The organism is Achromobacter sp. CF-sbj1-Ac2-l (assembly GCF_052698165.1).
Window position 1 is genome coordinate 2,998,321 of sequence record NZ_CP199855.1, and the last position, 14,422, is coordinate 3,012,742.

14 protein-coding genes are annotated in these 14,422 nt (G+C 69.3%); 3 read left to right on the forward strand and 11 right to left on the reverse strand.

Annotation, left to right across the window (positions count from 1 at the left end):
• Nucleotides 1-164: 164 nt before the first annotated feature.
• From ACUDCK_RS13685 to ACUDCK_RS13730, 10 genes are all read right to left on the reverse strand, one after another.
• Nucleotides 165-809 carry a helix-turn-helix domain-containing protein gene (locus ACUDCK_RS13685; protein WP_054502515.1) on the reverse strand — a complete coding sequence of 215 codons (645 nt, stop codon included), beginning with the start codon at nt 807-809 and terminating at the stop codon, nt 165-167.
• A gap of 92 nt (nt 810-901) precedes the next feature.
• Nucleotides 902-2,356, reverse strand: a complete 1,455-nt coding sequence (locus ACUDCK_RS13690; RefSeq protein ID WP_064522948.1) for an N-acyl-D-amino-acid deacylase family protein — start codon at nt 2,354-2,356, stop codon at nt 902-904.
• Between the two features lie 27 nt (nt 2,357-2,383).
• On the reverse strand, nt 2,384-3,373 hold the full coding sequence (locus tag ACUDCK_RS13695; protein ID WP_054502513.1) for an ABC transporter ATP-binding protein: 990 nt from the start codon (nt 3,371-3,373) through the stop codon (nt 2,384-2,386).
• On the reverse strand, nt 3,370-4,383 hold the full coding sequence (locus ACUDCK_RS13700; protein WP_244976928.1) for an ABC transporter ATP-binding protein: 1,014 nt from the start codon (nt 4,381-4,383) through the stop codon (nt 3,370-3,372). Before ACUDCK_RS13700 ends, ACUDCK_RS13695 begins: the two co-directional genes overlap by 4 nt.
• Before the next feature lie 8 nt (nt 4,384-4,391).
• The gene (locus ACUDCK_RS13705) at nt 4,392-5,267 is read right to left on the reverse strand and encodes an ABC transporter permease (RefSeq protein ID WP_054502511.1); all 876 of its coding nucleotides are present in this window, start codon (nt 5,265-5,267) and stop codon (nt 4,392-4,394) included.
• A gap of 13 nt (nt 5,268-5,280) precedes the next feature.
• Complete coding sequence (locus tag ACUDCK_RS13710) at nt 5,281-6,216, reverse strand: ABC transporter permease (RefSeq protein WP_049073665.1); 936 nt, start codon at nt 6,214-6,216, stop codon at nt 5,281-5,283.
• Between the two features lie 106 nt (nt 6,217-6,322).
• The gene (locus ACUDCK_RS13715) at nt 6,323-7,900 is read right to left on the reverse strand and encodes an ABC transporter substrate-binding protein (RefSeq protein WP_175167830.1); all 1,578 of its coding nucleotides are present in this window, start codon (nt 7,898-7,900) and stop codon (nt 6,323-6,325) included.
• A gap of 49 nt (nt 7,901-7,949) precedes the next feature.
• Nucleotides 7,950-9,395, reverse strand: a complete 1,446-nt coding sequence (locus ACUDCK_RS13720; protein ID WP_175142332.1) for a M81 family metallopeptidase — start codon at nt 9,393-9,395, stop codon at nt 7,950-7,952.
• A 50-nt stretch (nt 9,396-9,445) separates the two neighbouring features.
• The gene (locus tag ACUDCK_RS13725) at nt 9,446-9,853 is read right to left on the reverse strand and encodes a RidA family protein (protein ID WP_175167829.1); all 408 of its coding nucleotides are present in this window, start codon (nt 9,851-9,853) and stop codon (nt 9,446-9,448) included.
• Between the two features lie 11 nt (nt 9,854-9,864).
• Complete coding sequence (locus ACUDCK_RS13730) at nt 9,865-11,010, reverse strand: NAD(P)/FAD-dependent oxidoreductase (RefSeq protein ID WP_175167828.1); 1,146 nt, start codon at nt 11,008-11,010, stop codon at nt 9,865-9,867.
• A gap of 118 nt (nt 11,011-11,128) precedes the next feature.
• Here ACUDCK_RS13730 and ACUDCK_RS13735 point away from each other — a divergent pair, with 118 nt between their 5' ends.
• The gene (locus ACUDCK_RS13735) at nt 11,129-11,476 is read left to right on the forward strand and encodes a hypothetical protein (RefSeq protein WP_054502508.1); all 348 of its coding nucleotides are present in this window, start codon (nt 11,129-11,131) and stop codon (nt 11,474-11,476) included.
• Nucleotides 11,477-11,584: 108 nt separating this feature from the next.
• Here the strand turns inward: ACUDCK_RS13735 and ACUDCK_RS13740 are convergent, their stop codons facing one another.
• Nucleotides 11,585-12,319, reverse strand: coding sequence for a GntR family transcriptional regulator (locus ACUDCK_RS13740; protein ID WP_054502507.1), 735 nt, complete (start codon nt 12,317-12,319; stop codon nt 11,585-11,587).
• 218 nt (nt 12,320-12,537) lie between these two features.
• Between ACUDCK_RS13740 and ACUDCK_RS13745 the strand changes: the two genes are divergently transcribed.
• Nucleotides 12,538-13,389 (forward strand): fumarylacetoacetate hydrolase family protein, encoded by an 852-nt coding sequence (locus ACUDCK_RS13745; RefSeq protein ID WP_175167827.1) that lies wholly within the window; start codon nt 12,538-12,540, stop codon nt 13,387-13,389.
• Nucleotides 13,390-13,405: 16 nt separating this feature from the next.
• Nucleotides 13,406-14,404, forward strand: coding sequence for an ornithine cyclodeaminase family protein (locus ACUDCK_RS13750; RefSeq protein ID WP_175167826.1), 999 nt, complete (start codon nt 13,406-13,408; stop codon nt 14,402-14,404).
• The last annotated feature ends 18 nt before the right edge of the window (nt 14,405-14,422 follow it).

Below are 14,422 nucleotides of genomic sequence, written 5' to 3' on the forward strand. Positions count from 1 at the left end.
AGCTGAATAAAGAGTGACCCCGGGCGGGGAAGGAAAGTTTCTACGGGATTTCCCGTAGCCGATGCCGGCCTCGGCCAGGCGCGGGGGAGCGCCCGCCGGGAGGCGGGCAAGCGAAAGGGACTACTTCTTGGGAGACTACTTCTTGGGGGGCTGCTTCTTGAGGGCTAGTTCTTGGGCGACACCGGCTTCAGGCGGGACGGCACTTCATCCAGGTCGCTGCAGACCGCCAGCACTTCTGCGGGCTTCTTGCTCAGCGACAGGTAGACGTGGCCGATGCCGCTGTCGAAATAGGCGGACTCCAACCGGTTCAGCACCACGCTGTCGCCGTTCTCGAACTGGATGCGGACCTTGCCTGACAACACCAGCGCGAATTCCTGCCCGGGGTGGCGGATGTAGTCCTCGAACTCGACTACCTTGCGCGAATCGATCAGCGCCAGCATCGGCATCATCTTCTTGCCCGGGTATTCGCCCATCAGCAGCCGGTAGTGGTAGTTGTCGGTGGCGTAGTCGCGGGCGTCGCTGAGCTTGTTCTTTACGTAGGTGGGGGCCACCTCGGCCTGGGGCGCGTCGCCCAGCATGAACATGCGCGTCATGTCGATGTCCAGCGCGCGCGCCAGCGCGGCGAATTTCTCGTAGCTCAGGGCGATCTGGCCCAGCTCGGCCTTGGACAGCGTCGATACCGCGATGCCGCTGGCTTGCGACAGGGCCTGCAGCGTCATTTTCCGGGCCTTGCGCTCGGCGCGCAGGCGGGCGCCCATTACTTCCTTGCCCACGATGTCGGGTGGGGCCGTCTTGCGGGTAGGGGCCATGTAGCGGTCCGGGCGTCTAGGGGGTTGGCGAAGGAGGGGCGGGGCCCGCAAGCCCCGCCGCGCGTACGCCGGATTGTATAAGGCGGCGAGGCTCAGGCGGGCGTGCGCGCCAGCACGCGGCCGGCATGCCGGCCTGTGAAGGCCTGCTCGCGCCAGACGGGCGCGCCGTTGACATACACCGAATGGATGCCGGCGGCGCGTTCGGTCGGCCGCTCGAAGGTGGCGGTATCGGCCACGGTGGCGGGATCGAACACCACCAGGTCGGCGAAGTAGCCCGGCCGCAGTTGCCCGCGTTCGGCCAGGCCGAAGCGCTGGGCCGTCAGGCCGGTCATCTTCCAGACCGCCGTCTCCAGCGGGAACAGGCCCAGGTCGCGGGCGTAGTGGCCCAGCACCCGCGGAAAGGTGCCCCACAGCCGCGGGTGGGGGCGCTCGTCGTGCGGCAGGCCGTCCGAGCCGATCATGGTGGGGCCGAACGCCAGAATGCGCTGCACGTCGGGTTCGTCCATCATGAAGTAGATGGCGCCGGCCGGCTGCAGCTCGGGCACCACGTCGTACTTGGACTTGCCACGCTCGGCCGCGACCTCGTCCAGGTCGCGCCCGCTCAGGTCGGGAAAGGGCTTGCACCAGGTGATGATGGTGCGGCCGGCCAGCAGCACGCGGTCCTGCTTGAGCATGGTCGAGCCGGCCACGTAGGGATAGGCATCCAGCGACACGTCCTGGCGCGCCATCGCGGCCTCGATCAGCGGCAGCGTCTCGCGCGAGCGGCCGAAATTGGGCTGGCCCATGACCTTGTGGTGCGAGATCACCACCGGCACGTCCAGCTCGCGGCCGATGCGGAAGGTCTCCTCCAGCGCCGCCACGATGTGTTCGCCTTCGTCGCGCATGTGGGTGGCGTAGATGCCGCCATGTGTGCTCAGCGGGCGGCAGACCTCGATGATCTCCTCGGTGGTGGCGCGGGCCGCGGGCGGGTAGAAGGCGCCGGTGGAAATGCCGATGGCGCCGCTGGCCATGGCTTCCTCGGCCAGCGCGCGCATGGCGTCGATCTCGGCGTCGGTGGCCGCGCGTTGCAGGTCGGGCATGACGGCGGCGCGCAACGTCGAGTGGCCCACCATGCAGGCGGCGTTGACCGCCGCGGGCGTGGCGCGCAAGGCGTCAAGATAGTCGGCGAAACGCGTGAAATGGTACGAGCCGCCTTCGTCCAGCAGGTCGAGCGGCGCCGGCGGGTTGGCGTGCGCCAGCGGCGCCAGGCTGATGCCGCAGTTTCCCGTGACCACCGTGGTGACGCCCTGGGATATCTTGGGGGTCATGTCGCGGCGCTTGAGCAGGTAGTTGTCGTCGTGGGTGTGCGAGTCGATGAATCCCGGCGCCAGCACCTGGCCGGCGACGTCGATCCGGTGGCGCGCCGGGGCGTCGGACAGGTCGCCGATGGCGGCGATGCGGTCGCCCCGCACGCCGAGGTCGGCGCGCCGTCCTGGCGTGTTGGCGCCGTCGATGACGGTGCCGCCGACAAACAGGTAGTCGAAAGGCTGCGATTCGGATGAAGTCATGGGATCTCCGGTGAATGTCGAGGCGGCTCAGGCGAAATGGCAAGCGACCAACTGGCCGGCGCCGACCGGGCGCGCCACGGGCGTTTCCTGGGCGCAGCGGGCCTGCGCCTGCGGACAGCGGGTGCGGAAGGCGCAACCGGACGGCGGCGCCAGCGGACTGGGAATCTCGCCCTTGAGCACCGCGACGGGCGCGCGTTCGCCGCGACGGGCCGAGGGCACCGCGGCCAGCAGGGCGCGGGTGTAGGGGTGGGCCGGGTGGTTGAAGACCGCGTCGCGGGTGCCGGTCTCGACGATCCTGCCCAGGTACATCACCGCCACCTGGTGGCTGATGTGGCGCACCACGCTCAGGTCGTGCGAGATGAACACATAGGTCAGGCCCAGGTCGCGCTGCAAATCCATAAGCAGGTTGATGACCTGCGCCTGCACCGACACGTCCAGCGCCGAGACCGGTTCGTCGCAGACGATCAGGCCTGGTTCCGGCGCCAGGGCGCGGGCGATGACGATGCGCTGGCGCTGGCCGCCGGAGAACTCGTGCGGGTAGCGGTCGGCGGCGTCCGGGCGCAGACTGACGCGGGCCAGCAACTGCGCCACCCGTTCGCGGATGGCCTCGCGGCCGTAGCCGAAGTTGCGCAGCGGCTCGCCGATGATGTCGCGCACCCGCATGCGCGGGTTCATCGACGAAAACGGGTCCTGGAAGATGAACTGCATGCGCCGCCGCATGGCGCGCAACTGGCCGCTGTTCATCGCGGCCAGGTCGGCGCCTTCGAGCAGGATGCGGCCCGCGGTGGGATCGGTCAGGCGGATCAGGCACTTGCCGGTGGTCGACTTGCCGCAGCCGGACTCGCCCACCAGGCTCAGGGTCTGGCCGCGCGCCACCGACAGCGACACGCCGTCCACGGCGCGCAGCACCTTGCCGCCCTCCAGCGGGAAGTGCTTCTTCAGGTCGGTCACTTGCAGCATGGGGGCGGCGGACGCCGTGGCGACGGCGGCGGGAAAGGGGGCGTCGTGCAGGTTCATCGCGGGTCTTGCTCCATCGTGGCGGCCGGCGCGGCCTGGCGCGCCCAGCACCAGACGCGGTGGCGGTCGCCGGCGGCGACCTCGGGCGGCGTCTCGTCGGCACAGCGCGGCAGGGCCTGGGGACAGCGCGCGGCAAAGGCGCAGCCGCGCGATTCGGGCGTCACCACCGGCACGATGCCGGGCAGCTCGGCCAGGCGGGCGCTGTGGTCCTGGCCGTCGACGAAGTCGGGCAGCGAACGGATCAGCGCCTGGGTATAGGGATGGGCGGCGCGGTCCAGCACGTCGTCGACGCTGCCTTCCTCGACCTTGCGGCCCGCGTACATGACGATGACGCGCTGGCACATCTGCGCCACCACGCCCAGGTCGTGGGTGATCAGCACGATGGCCGTGCCCAGCCGCGCCTGGATGTCGCGCAGCAGGTGCAGGATCTGCGCCTGGATGGTCACGTCCAGCGCGGTGGTCGGCTCGTCGGCGATCAGCACTTTGGGCTGGCAGGCCAGCGCCATGGCGATCATGGCGCGCTGGCGCATGCCGCCGGATAGCTGGTAGGGGTATTCGTGCACGCGCCGCGCCGGGTCGGAGATCTGCACCAGCTCCAGCAGCGCCTCGGCCTGCTGCATGGCCTCGCGCCGCGACAGGCCCTGGTGCAGCATCAGCGGCTCGCTGATCTGGCGGCCGATCGTGAAGACCGGATTGAGCGAGGTCATCGGCTCCTGGAAGATCATCGACAACTGGTTGCCGCGCACGGCCCGCATGGCCTTCTCGGGCAGGGCCAGCAGGTCGCGGCCGTCGAATTCGACGCTGCCGCGCGCCACGCGCCCGGGCGTGCGCAGCAGCCGCATGATGGACAGCGACGTGACGCTCTTGCCGCAGCCGGATTCGCCCACCAGGCCGAGGGTCTCGCCCGGCATCAGGTCGAACGACAGGCCGTCCACGGCCAGCACCGTGGTCTCGTCGCCGTCGAAACAGGTGGTCAGGTCATTCACTTGCAGGACAGGTTGGGATGGCATGCGCGCTCCTACAGCTTTTTCGCCAGGCGCGGATCGAGCATGTCGCGCAGCCCGTCGCCCACCAGATTGACGGCCAGCACGGCCACGCCCAGGAACAGGCCCGGATACAGGATGATGTGGAACGCCACCGCGACAAAGTTGCGGCCCTCGGCCATGATGTTGCCCCAGCTCGGGATCTGCGGCGGGATGCCCACGCCCAGGAAGCTCAGCACCGCCTCGGTCAGGATGGCCGAGGCCGCGATGAAGGTGGCCTGCACCATCAGCGGCGCGAACAGGTTGGGCAGGATGTGGCGCAGCAGGATGGCCGGCACGCGCGTGCCGGCGGCCACCGCCGCCTCGATATAGGGCTGCTCGCGGATGGTCAGCACCAGGGCGCGCACCAGCCGCACCACGCGCGGCACCTCGGGCACCACGATGGCCACGATCACGGTGCCCAGGCCGCCCTTGAGCGTGGCCATCAGCGCGATCGCCAGCAGCACGCCCGGAATCGCCATCAGGCCGTCCATGATGCGCATGATCACGGCGTCCAGGCGGCGGAAGTAGCCGGCCAGCATGCCCAGCAGGACGCCGCCCGCGGTCGACACCAGCGCGACCACGACGCCGACCAGCAGCGATACGCGCGCTCCCCACAAGGTGCGGGCATAGACATCGCGGCCCAGCGCGTCGGTGCCGAAGAAGTGTTCGGCCGACGGCGGCTTCATGCGCGCCATCGGGTTGATGTCCAGCGGATCGACCGCGGTCAGCCAGGGCGCGGCCAGCGCGATCAGCGCGAGCGCCAGCAGGATGGCGCAGCCGACGTACAGCATCGGGTGGCGGCGCAGCGAGCGGCCGGCGCGGCGCCAGCGCGGGCGCGCCGCGGCCAGGGGCAGGGTGGTGGTGGTCATGGATCGCCCCTTTTCAATAGCGGATGCGCGGGTCGAACAGGCGGTAGCTCAGGTCGACCAGCAGGTTGATCAGCACGTAGATGCCCGAGGCGACCAGCAGCACGCCCTGGATCACGGGATAGTCGTGGCGCAGCACGGCGTCGATGGTCAGGCGGCCCAGGCCGGGAATGGCGAACACGGTTTCCGTGACCACCACGCCGCCGATCAGCAGCGCCACGCCGACGCCGATGGTGGTGACGATGGGGTTGGCGGCGTTCTTGAGCGCGTGCCAGACGATCGGGCCGGCCGCCAGGCCCTTGGCGCGCGCGGTGCGGATGTAGTCTTCCGACAGCGCCTCCAGCATGGTGGCGCGGGTCATGCGGGTCAGCAGGGCCATGTACACCAGCCCCAGCGACAGACAGGGCAGCACCAGGTGCCGCAGATACGGCGCCAGGCCGTCGGCCAGCGGCTTGTAGCCTTGCACCGGCAGCCAGCCCAGCTTGATGGAAAAGCCGTACACGAGGCTGTAGCCGATCAGGAACACCGGCACCGAGAAGGCACAGACCGCGCCGATCATCACCAGCCGGTCCAGCAAGCGCCCGGCATTCCAGGCCGCCAGCACGCCCAGCGGCACGGCGACCAGCACCGCGAACAGCATGGTGAAGATGGCGATCGACAGGGTCGGCCCCATGCGCTGGCCGATCAGTTGCGCCACCGGCATCTGGGTGGCGATCGAGGTGCCCAGGTCGCCGGTGGCCAGATGCCCGACCCAGATGCCGAACTGCGTCAGCAGCGGCTTGTCCAGGCCCAGGTTCTGGCGAATCTTCTCGACGTCCTCGGTGGTGGCGTTGTCGCCCGCGATCACCGCCGCCGGGTCGCCCGGCGACAGGTGGATCAACATGAACACCACGACCGCCACCACGGCCATGACGGGAATGACGGCCGCGATGCGGCGCAGGATGTATTTCACGCTGGGTTTCCCCCTAGCCTGGCGCGGCGCGCACGGGGCGCTGGGCGGCGGCCTGATTGTGCAGAGGCGGGGCGCGCGTGGCGATCACGCGCGGTCCCGCGCCGCGTTATGGTTTTTCCACGTTCCACATCACGGGGATGCCGGTCTTCATCAGCTCCGTGTGCGACAGCCCGCGGATCGCCGACACCGGCTTGAATTCGCCCCACATGACGTACGGCACCGTCTGGTAGGCGCGGGCCTGCAACTGCGCCGCGATGTCCTTGCGCCTGGCGGCGTCGGGTTCCTGGATCCACTGGGTGCGCAGCGCGTCCAGTTCCTTGTCGCAGGGCCAGCCCGGCAGGCTGTTGCCGCAGGCGGCCGACAGCCACGGGTTGGTCAGCGGCGTGCTGGCGTCGTAGTAGCCGCCCCAGGTCACGAACAGGCTCCAGCCGCCTTGCTCGGGCGGATCCTTCTTCAGGCGGCGCGCCGCCAGCGAGGCCCAGTCCATGGATTGCAGGTCGACCTTGAGGCCGGCCTTCTTCATGTTCTGCGTCAGCACCATGACAGCGGGCGCGCTGATGTGGTCGGTGGGGTAGAGCACCACGATCTTCTCGCCCTTGTAGCCGGCCTCCTGCAGCAGTTGCTTGGCGCGCGCCAGGTCGGGCTTGGCGTAGGGCGCCGCGCCGGCGTCGGTGGCCAGCGGCGAGCCGCAGATGTACAGCGTGGCGCAGTAGTCGACGCGGTACTTCTCCGGATAGCCGATGGCCGCCAGCATTTCCTTCTGGCTGAACAGGTAGTACAGCGCCTGGCGCGCCTGCGGCTTGTCGAACGGCGGATGCAGCGCGTTGACGATGGCCATGCCCTGGGTGGCGACCGAGGTGTTCAGCTTGATGTCCGGGTTGCTTTCCAGCACCGGCAGGAAGTCGGGCGTGGTCTGCTCGATCATGTCGACCTCGCCGTTCATCAGCGCGGCCGTGGCGGTATTGCCGTCGGGAATGTAGATCCATTCGACCCGGTCGACCTTGGCGACCTTGCCGCCGGCCAGGCCGTCGGCCGGTTCGTTGCGCGGCACGTAGGCCGGGTTCTTGACGTACACCACCTTGTTGCCCGGCACCCACTCATCGCGCTTGAACAGGAACGGGCCGGAGCCGACCATTTCCGTGACGGGGGTGTTGGCGTCGGTCTGCGCCAGGCGCTTGGGCATGATGAACGGCGGCATGCCCGACGGCTTGGCGAGCGCGTCCAGCACCAGGCCGAATGGCTGCTTGAGCGTCAGCGAGAAGCTGTCGGGACCGGTGGCGGCCAGTTCGGCGCCGGCGGCCATCAGCGCCTGGCCCATCGTGTCCTTCTTGGCCCAGCGCTGCAGCGAGGAGATGCAGTCTTCGGCGGTCACCGGGGTGCCGTCGTTGAACTTCAAACCCGGGCGCAACTTGAAGGTCCAGGCCTTGCCGTCGGGCGAGGCGGTCCAGCTTTCCACCATCTGCGGCTTGGGCAGGCCCTGGCTGTCCTGCGCGAACAGCGTGTCGAACACCATGTAGCCGTGGTTGCGGGTGATATAGGCGGTGTTGAACAGCGGGTCCAGCGTCTTCAGGTCCGCGTGCGGCACCATCCGCAGCGTCTTGGCCTGGGCCTGGGCCGGCTGGCCCGCGGCCAGCCCGCAGGCCAGCAGGGCGGCGGCGCCCAGCAGGCTGAATCGTTTCATCATGGTCATCCCCTTGTTTTGTCCGGTTGCCTGCGTGGGCAATGGTTGGATATCAGCCCTTGAAGGGCCATTTCGGCAACTTGCGCTTGGTGAACGGCAGCGCGTTGTAGTCCTGCGTGATGGCGCCGGGCGTCTCGACGTAGATGACGTGGCGACCGAGCTTCGAGTACGAGGCGTAGAAGTGCTGCGACGACTTCGGGATGACCAGCTTCATCGCGCCCAGATCGACGCCGAACTGCGTGAACAGGTCGGTGTCCATGGCCTGGGTGCGATTGGTGGTCATGACGATGGTCACGCCCTGGCTGCGCACCACGGCCACGTCGCCCAGCAGCGCGGGCGTGCCGGCCAGCCCGGTCATGATGGCGTCGCGCTTGAGCGCGACGATCTCACAGGCCAGGTCCAGCGGCTGGCCCGACACCGGCGCCACCTTGCCGCCGATGCGCAGCTTGATCTGCGCGCCCTGGCCGGCCTCGAAACAGAGCTGCACGGCCACCGGGTCCCAGAACGGCCCGGTCGCCACGTCCTGGATGCCGCGCGCCAGCACGCGTTCCAGGATGAAGGTGGCGTCGCTGGGCGCGCCGCCGCCGGCGTTGTCGGCCGAGTCGGCCAGCACCACGGGGAAATCGGCCAGTGCCAGCGCCTGGTCCAGCGCCTCGTCGGCGCCGGGGTAGGGCGGCGCCAACTGGTCGCGGAAAGCGATGATCTCCTCGCCCAGCGCGCGCGCCAGGCGTTCGGCCTGGCCGGCGTCGCCATCGGTGTAGACCAGCACCTTGGAGCCCATGTCGGGCGTATCGCCCCACGGAAAGCCGTGCGCGATCGACACCGACAGCACGCCTTCCTTGCCTTCCATCGCCAGCAGGCGGTCGACGAAACCGCGCATCGGCTCGCGGCTGGTGTGCATGATGGAGATCATTTCGCAGTCGAAGACCGCGCGCGTCGGCTTGATGCGGCCCTCGGCGCGCGCCACGCACAGGTCGACCAGGTCGTAGGCGCGGTCCAGGATGTCGGTGTGCGGGTACTCCTTGAAGCACACCAGGAAATCGGCGCTGTTCACCATGGCGTCGGTCAGGTGGCAGTGCGGATCCAGCTCGGCGCCGATCACCGTGTCCGGGCCGACGATCTCGCGCGCCCGCCGCAGCAGGTCGCCTTCGCAATCATCATAGCCATCGGCCACCATCGCGCCGTGCAGGCCGAACAGCGCGATGTCGACCTTGCCGGCGCGGCGCAGGTCATCCAGCAGTTCGTCGCGCAGGGTCTCGTAGGCGTGGCGGGTGGTCAGGCCGGCCGGCGTCGCGCCCGCCGTCATGCCCTCGATCAGCGTCCAGTCCTTGCCCTGGGCGCGCTGGCGCGCGGCCCACAGGGGGCCGGAGAACATCTGCATGCGGTCCGGGTGCTGGCCGGCCGGGTAGTAGCCGCGCGACCGATAGGCCGACAGGCCGGTCGGAATGGGGGAGAAGGTATTGGTCTCGGTCGCCAGGGACCCGGAAAAAATCTTCATGCGATCGCTCCGTGCTTTAGGGTTGTCCGTTCTTGCCGCCGTGTCGAACTTCAGTCCTGCCCGCTTTCGTCCTGCCCGCTTGGGTCATGCCCGATATACGCCTGCACTTCGATTTCCACATCGACGTTCAGCGCCAGCGCCGACGCCACCGTCGAGCGCACCGGCAGCGCCGCGCCGAAGAATTCCTTGTAAACCTCGTTGAAACCGGCGAAATGGCTCATGTCCGACAGCCACACGGTGGCCTTGACCACCTGGTCCAGCCGCGCGCCGCCGGCCGCCAGGCTTTCGACGATGCGCTCGCAGGCCGCGCGGGTCTGGGTCTGGATGTCGCCGCGCACCACCTCGCCGGCGGCGCTCATCGGCACCTGCCCCGACAGGAAAAGGAAGCCGCCGGCCTTCACGGCCCGCGAGAAGGGGAAGGGCAGGCTGCTGGGCAGGCGCTGGATGGCTTGGCTCATGGAACGGGCTCCTATCGGGAAGGGGAGAAGCGGGCCGGCGACAGGCGCGCGGGGTCGACCCCCTGCGCGGTCAGGCTGTCGTTCAACGGCAGGTCGAGCAGCAGGTCGGCGGCCAGGCGCGAGACGCCGGCGGCGGACTGGATGCCGTAGCCGCCCTGGGCCGCGAGCCAGAAGAAAGCGGGCGTGGCCGGATCCCATCCGATCACGAAATCGCCGTCGGCGACGAACGAGCGCAGGCCGGCCCAGGTGTGGCGCGGGCGGCGGATGGTCAGCGAGGTGGCCGCTTCGATGCGGTAGATGCCGGTAGCCACGTCCAGTTCCTCGGGCACCACGTCGTGCGCCGGCACCGGATCGGCATTGGCGGGCGAGCCCAGCAACTGGCCGGCGTCGGGCTTGAAATAGAAGCTCTCGTCGACCCCGACCACGGCCGGCCAGTGCGCGAAGTCGATGTCGTCCGGCCCGGTGAAAGTAAAGGCGGTGCGGCGGCAGGGCTGCAGGCCCACCGGCCGCACGCCGCACAGCGCGGCGGCCTGATCGGCCCAGGCGCCCGCCGCGTTCACCAACACCCGCGCCCGCAGCGGCTCGCCGCCGGCCAGCGTCAGGGTCCAGGCGCCGTCCTCGTACGTGGCGGCAACCAGCTCGGCGTTGTTGCGCAGCACCGCGCCCTGGCGCGTCATGCCGCGCAGGAAGCCCTGGTGCAAGGCATGGACGTCGATATCGCGGGCGTCCGGCTCCTCGATGGCGCCGCACAACTGGTCAGGCCGCAGGCAGGGCACGCGCGCCAGCGCCTGTTCGGCGTCGATCAGCGTGACGTTGGGCGACTGGCTGCGGAATTCGTCGTAGACCTCGCGCAGCAGGTCCTGCTGGTCGGGCGCGGCGATGTACAGCACGCCGCGCGGGCTCAGCAGGGGATGCTCGCAGAAACCCTGCGGCGGATGTTCGTAGAAGTCGCGGCTGGCTCGCGTCAGCGCCTTGATCTGCGCGGTGCCGTAGGTCTCCATGAACATGGCGGCCGAACGGCCGGTGGAGTGGTAGCCGGGCTGTGCCTCGCGCTCCAGCACCACCACGGAGGCGGCCGCGCTCAGGCGGTAGGCCACGGAAGCGCCGGCGATGCCGGCGCCGATGACGGCGTAATCGTAAGTAGGGTCTGCGGCCATTTTGTCGGAAGCGAGAATTCTCTTATTTGATAATTCTCGAATACGATAGTTGTTTGCATATCGCGCAGTAATAGGGGTTGTCCCGTAGCGCGCCGCGAGGCCGCGTAAAATCGCGGCCATGCTTCCCACTCAAGTCATCGTTGCGCTGCTCGTACTGCAGCTTGCCCTGGTCGTTCCGCTGGCCGCCGTCGTGATCCAGTTGCTGCGCTTGTTCCACTGGCGATTCCGGGCCGATCCGCGGACCCGCGGCGAACGCCCGCATTTCACCGGCCCGGTGCTGGCGCTGCTGTTCAGCGCGCTGGCCGCCAGCGACTTCATCGGCTACGAGCCGTTCCCGACGTTGTCGCGCCTGAATCCGGTGCCGCTGGAGGCGCGCGCCTATTTCACGGTGGCGATGCTGGCGCTGGCGGTGTGGTGCTGGGCCTATGCCGGCGCCATCCGCGAGCGCGTGCGCCGGCTGTTCTGAATGCAGCCTGGCCTGGCGGCCCCATCGCACCGACGTTCCCCGCCGCCGGGCTGCCCTGCGCCATGTAGACGGGTCGGGGCCGCGCGCATGCCGCGAGGCCGCAGGGCGCTAAGCCGCCGCGCTATCGGCCGGTTGCGCCACGCCCGCCACGCCCCCCCGCAGGGATTCCAGCAGCACGCGCTTGTTCTCGCGGCTGCGGTAGGCGTGCTCGCGCATGAGGTTCTCGGCGCGCGCGGCCTCGCGCCGCGTGATCGCCCGCAGCAGGTCCTCGTGATCCGATTGCGCCCGTAACACGAAGGGCGTCTCCAACTGCGACGGCGTAGACGGCAGCGTCAGCGCGGCCGGGCCGGCCAGCGGCGTCTTGTTGTTGTGTTCCAGCGCCGACAGCAGGGCGCGGTTGCCGGCCGCTTCGCACAGGATCTCGTGGAAGCGGCGGTTGATCTGCCCCCAGGCGCGCGCGTCCACCGTGGCCTTGGGGTCGCGCCGCGCCGGCGCCAGCAGGGCGCGGCCCTCCTCCACCGCCTGCGACAACTGCTCCAGCACCTCGGCGCTGGCGCCGCGCTCGGCCAACAGCCGCGCCGCCATGCCTTCCAGCACCCCCCGCACTTCGACCGCGTCGCCGATCTCGTCGACGGTGAACGCCCGCACGCGAAAGCCGCGCGAAGGCAGGCGTTCCAGCAGGCCTTCCTTTTCCAGCTCGGTCAGCGCGATGCGCAGCGGCGTGCGCGACACGCCCAGGCGCGCCGAGAACTGCAGTTCCACCACGCGTTCGCCGGGTTGCAGGGCGCCGGAAAGCACCATGTCCCGGAGTTCGGAAATCACTTTGTCGATCTGAGCGGCCATAGCGGATCGTCGGCTGAAACATATCTGAAGGGGCCTCCAGTGTACCTACAAAATTGCATGCAATCGCGCATCAAAAAAACAGTCCGACCTTGCGATTTATCAAAATTGCATGCAATAATTCGGAAAAACAGCGGTCGAGGCACTTAAAAGCCACCGAATGCATGCAATACGTCACTCAATTGCATGCCAGGAAGATCGCCCACAGGACAGGAGACAAGATGAAGCTGATCAGCTTCGAGCATGCGGGCCAGCCGGCCTGGGGCGTGCTGCGCGACGCCGAGGTCGTGCCGTTGACGCGGTACTGGCCCGATCTGGCCACTGCGCTGGCGGCGGGCATCGAGGCCATCGCGCAAGCGGCTGCCGGCCAGGACGGCCCCGGCATTGCGCTAGCCGGCCTGCAATGGCTGCCGCCGGTGCCGGCGCCGCGCAAGATCCTCTGCGTCGGCCTGAACTACGGCCGCCATGTGGCCGAGGCCGGCCGCGAGCTGCCGCGCCATCCCTCGCTGTTCGCCCGCTATCCCGACAGCTTCGTCGGCCACGGCGCGCCGGTCTGGAAGCCGCGCGCCTCCGACCGCTTCGACTACGAGGGCGAACTGGCGGTGGTGATCGGTCGGGCAGGGCGTCACATCGCGGCGCGCGACGCCCTGGCCCACGTGGCCGGCTACACCTGCATGGCCGAAAACTCGGTGCGGGACTTCCAGAAGCACAACGCCCAGGTCACGCCCGGCAAGAACTTCGAGCGCAGCGGCGCGATCGGCCCCTGGCTGGTCACCGCCGACGAGATCGGCGACCCGGCGCGCCTGCGGATCGAGACGCGCCTGAACGGCGAGACCGTGCAGCAGGGCGAGCTGGCCGACCTGATCTTCCCCATTCCAGAACTGATCGCCTACATCAGCGCCTTCACGCCGCTGGCCCCCGGCGACGTGATCGCCACCGGCACGCCCGAAGGCGTCGGCTCCAGCCGCCAGCCGCCGCGCTTCCTGGCGGCTGGCGACACGCTGGAGATCGAGGTGCCGGGCGTCGGCACGCTGCGCAACACGGTGGCGGACGAACCCGTCCACCCCCAATGACACGAAGGACACAGGCATGACCGAGGCATTGCGGTATCTCACCGAAAAAGACGTGGTGGCGGCGCTGACCATCCCGCGCGCCATCGACGCGCTGCAGCGCATGCTGGTGGCGCAGGCGAAGGAGGGCGCGCGCAACGTGCCCAAGGCGCTGGCCACCTGGGGCGACGGCAGCTCGATGCATGCATTGGGCTCGGTGCGGCCCGGCCCCGGCGGCTATGCCGGTTTTAAAACCTGGGTCCACACCAAGGCGGGCGGCGGGTCGCTGTTCAGCCTGTTCGACGCCGACACCGGCCTGTTGCGGGCGGTGATCGAAGCGCGCGCGCTGGGCATGTTGCGCACCGCCGCCATCAGCGGCGTGGCCACCCGCGCCCTGGCGCCCGAGAACGCGACGCAGGCCGCCCTGATCGGCACCGGACCGCAGGCAGTGACGCAACTGGCCGCATTGGCCGCGGTGCGCAAGCTGCGGCGCGTGCGGGTCTACAGCCCGACGCCGGCAAAGCGCCGCGCCTTCGTCGATGCCGTGTCCGGCAAGTACACCTTCGCCATCGAGGAATCGCCCACGCTGGAACACGCGCTGGACGGCGCCGAGATCGTGACGCTGATCACCCGCGCCGTCGAGCCCTTCGTCGACGCGGCCCGGCTGGCCGACTGCCGCCACCTGAACGCGGTGGGCGCGATCCTGCCGGCCAAGGCCGAATTCAGCCAGGACGTGTTCGAGCGCGCCGACCGCGTGGTGGTGGACGACCTGGAAAACGCCCGGCGCGGCTCGCGCGAACTGCGCGAACGCTATGGCGCGGACGGCGCGCCGTGGGACGGCGTGGCGGTGCTGGGCGACCTGCTGGCGCGCGGCGAGACCCGTGAGCCGGATGCGCGGCTGACGTTGTTCAAGGGCATGGGCATGGGCCTGTCGGACCTGGCGATGGCGCAGGTGGCGTACGAGCACGCCCGCGATCACGGGCTGGGCGTCGCCCTGCCACCGCAGACCCGCGAGAACCTGCTGCTGGCGCAGCCCTGATTTCGATTACCCCTTCAA

Bases quoted from the DNA above. Each gene is read 5' to 3' on its own strand.
- ACUDCK_RS13685 (WP_054502515.1), bottom strand. From the start codon at position 809: ATGGCCCCTACCCGCAAGACGGCCCCACCCGACATCGTGGGCAAGGAA.
- ACUDCK_RS13690 (WP_064522948.1), bottom strand. From the start codon at position 2,356: ATGACTTCATCCGAATCGCAGCCTTTCGACTACCTGTTTGTCGGCGGC.
- ACUDCK_RS13695 (WP_054502513.1), bottom strand. From the start codon at position 3,373: ATGAACCTGCACGACGCCCCCTTTCCCGCCGCCGTCGCCACGGCGTCC.
- ACUDCK_RS13700 (WP_244976928.1), bottom strand. From the start codon at position 4,383: ATGCCATCCCAACCTGTCCTGCAAGTGAATGACCTGACCACCTGTTTC.
- ACUDCK_RS13705 (WP_054502511.1), bottom strand. From the start codon at position 5,267: ATGACCACCACCACCCTGCCCCTGGCCGCGGCGCGCCCGCGCTGGCGC.
- ACUDCK_RS13715 (WP_175167830.1), bottom strand. From the start codon at position 7,900: ATGATGAAACGATTCAGCCTGCTGGGCGCCGCCGCCCTGCTGGCCTGC.
- ACUDCK_RS13720 (WP_175142332.1), bottom strand. From the start codon at position 9,395: ATGAAGATTTTTTCCGGGTCCCTGGCGACCGAGACCAATACCTTCTCC.
- ACUDCK_RS13725 (WP_175167829.1), bottom strand. From the start codon at position 9,853: ATGAGCCAAGCCATCCAGCGCCTGCCCAGCAGCCTGCCCTTCCCCTTC.
- ACUDCK_RS13730 (WP_175167828.1), bottom strand. From the start codon at position 11,010: ATGGCCGCAGACCCTACTTACGATTACGCCGTCATCGGCGCCGGCATC.
- ACUDCK_RS13735 (WP_054502508.1), top strand. From the start codon at position 11,129: ATGCTTCCCACTCAAGTCATCGTTGCGCTGCTCGTACTGCAGCTTGCC.
- ACUDCK_RS13740 (WP_054502507.1), bottom strand. From the start codon at position 12,319: ATGGCCGCTCAGATCGACAAAGTGATTTCCGAACTCCGGGACATGGTG.
- ACUDCK_RS13745 (WP_175167827.1), top strand. From the start codon at position 12,538: ATGAAGCTGATCAGCTTCGAGCATGCGGGCCAGCCGGCCTGGGGCGTG.
- ACUDCK_RS13750 (WP_175167826.1), top strand. From the start codon at position 13,406: ATGACCGAGGCATTGCGGTATCTCACCGAAAAAGACGTGGTGGCGGCG.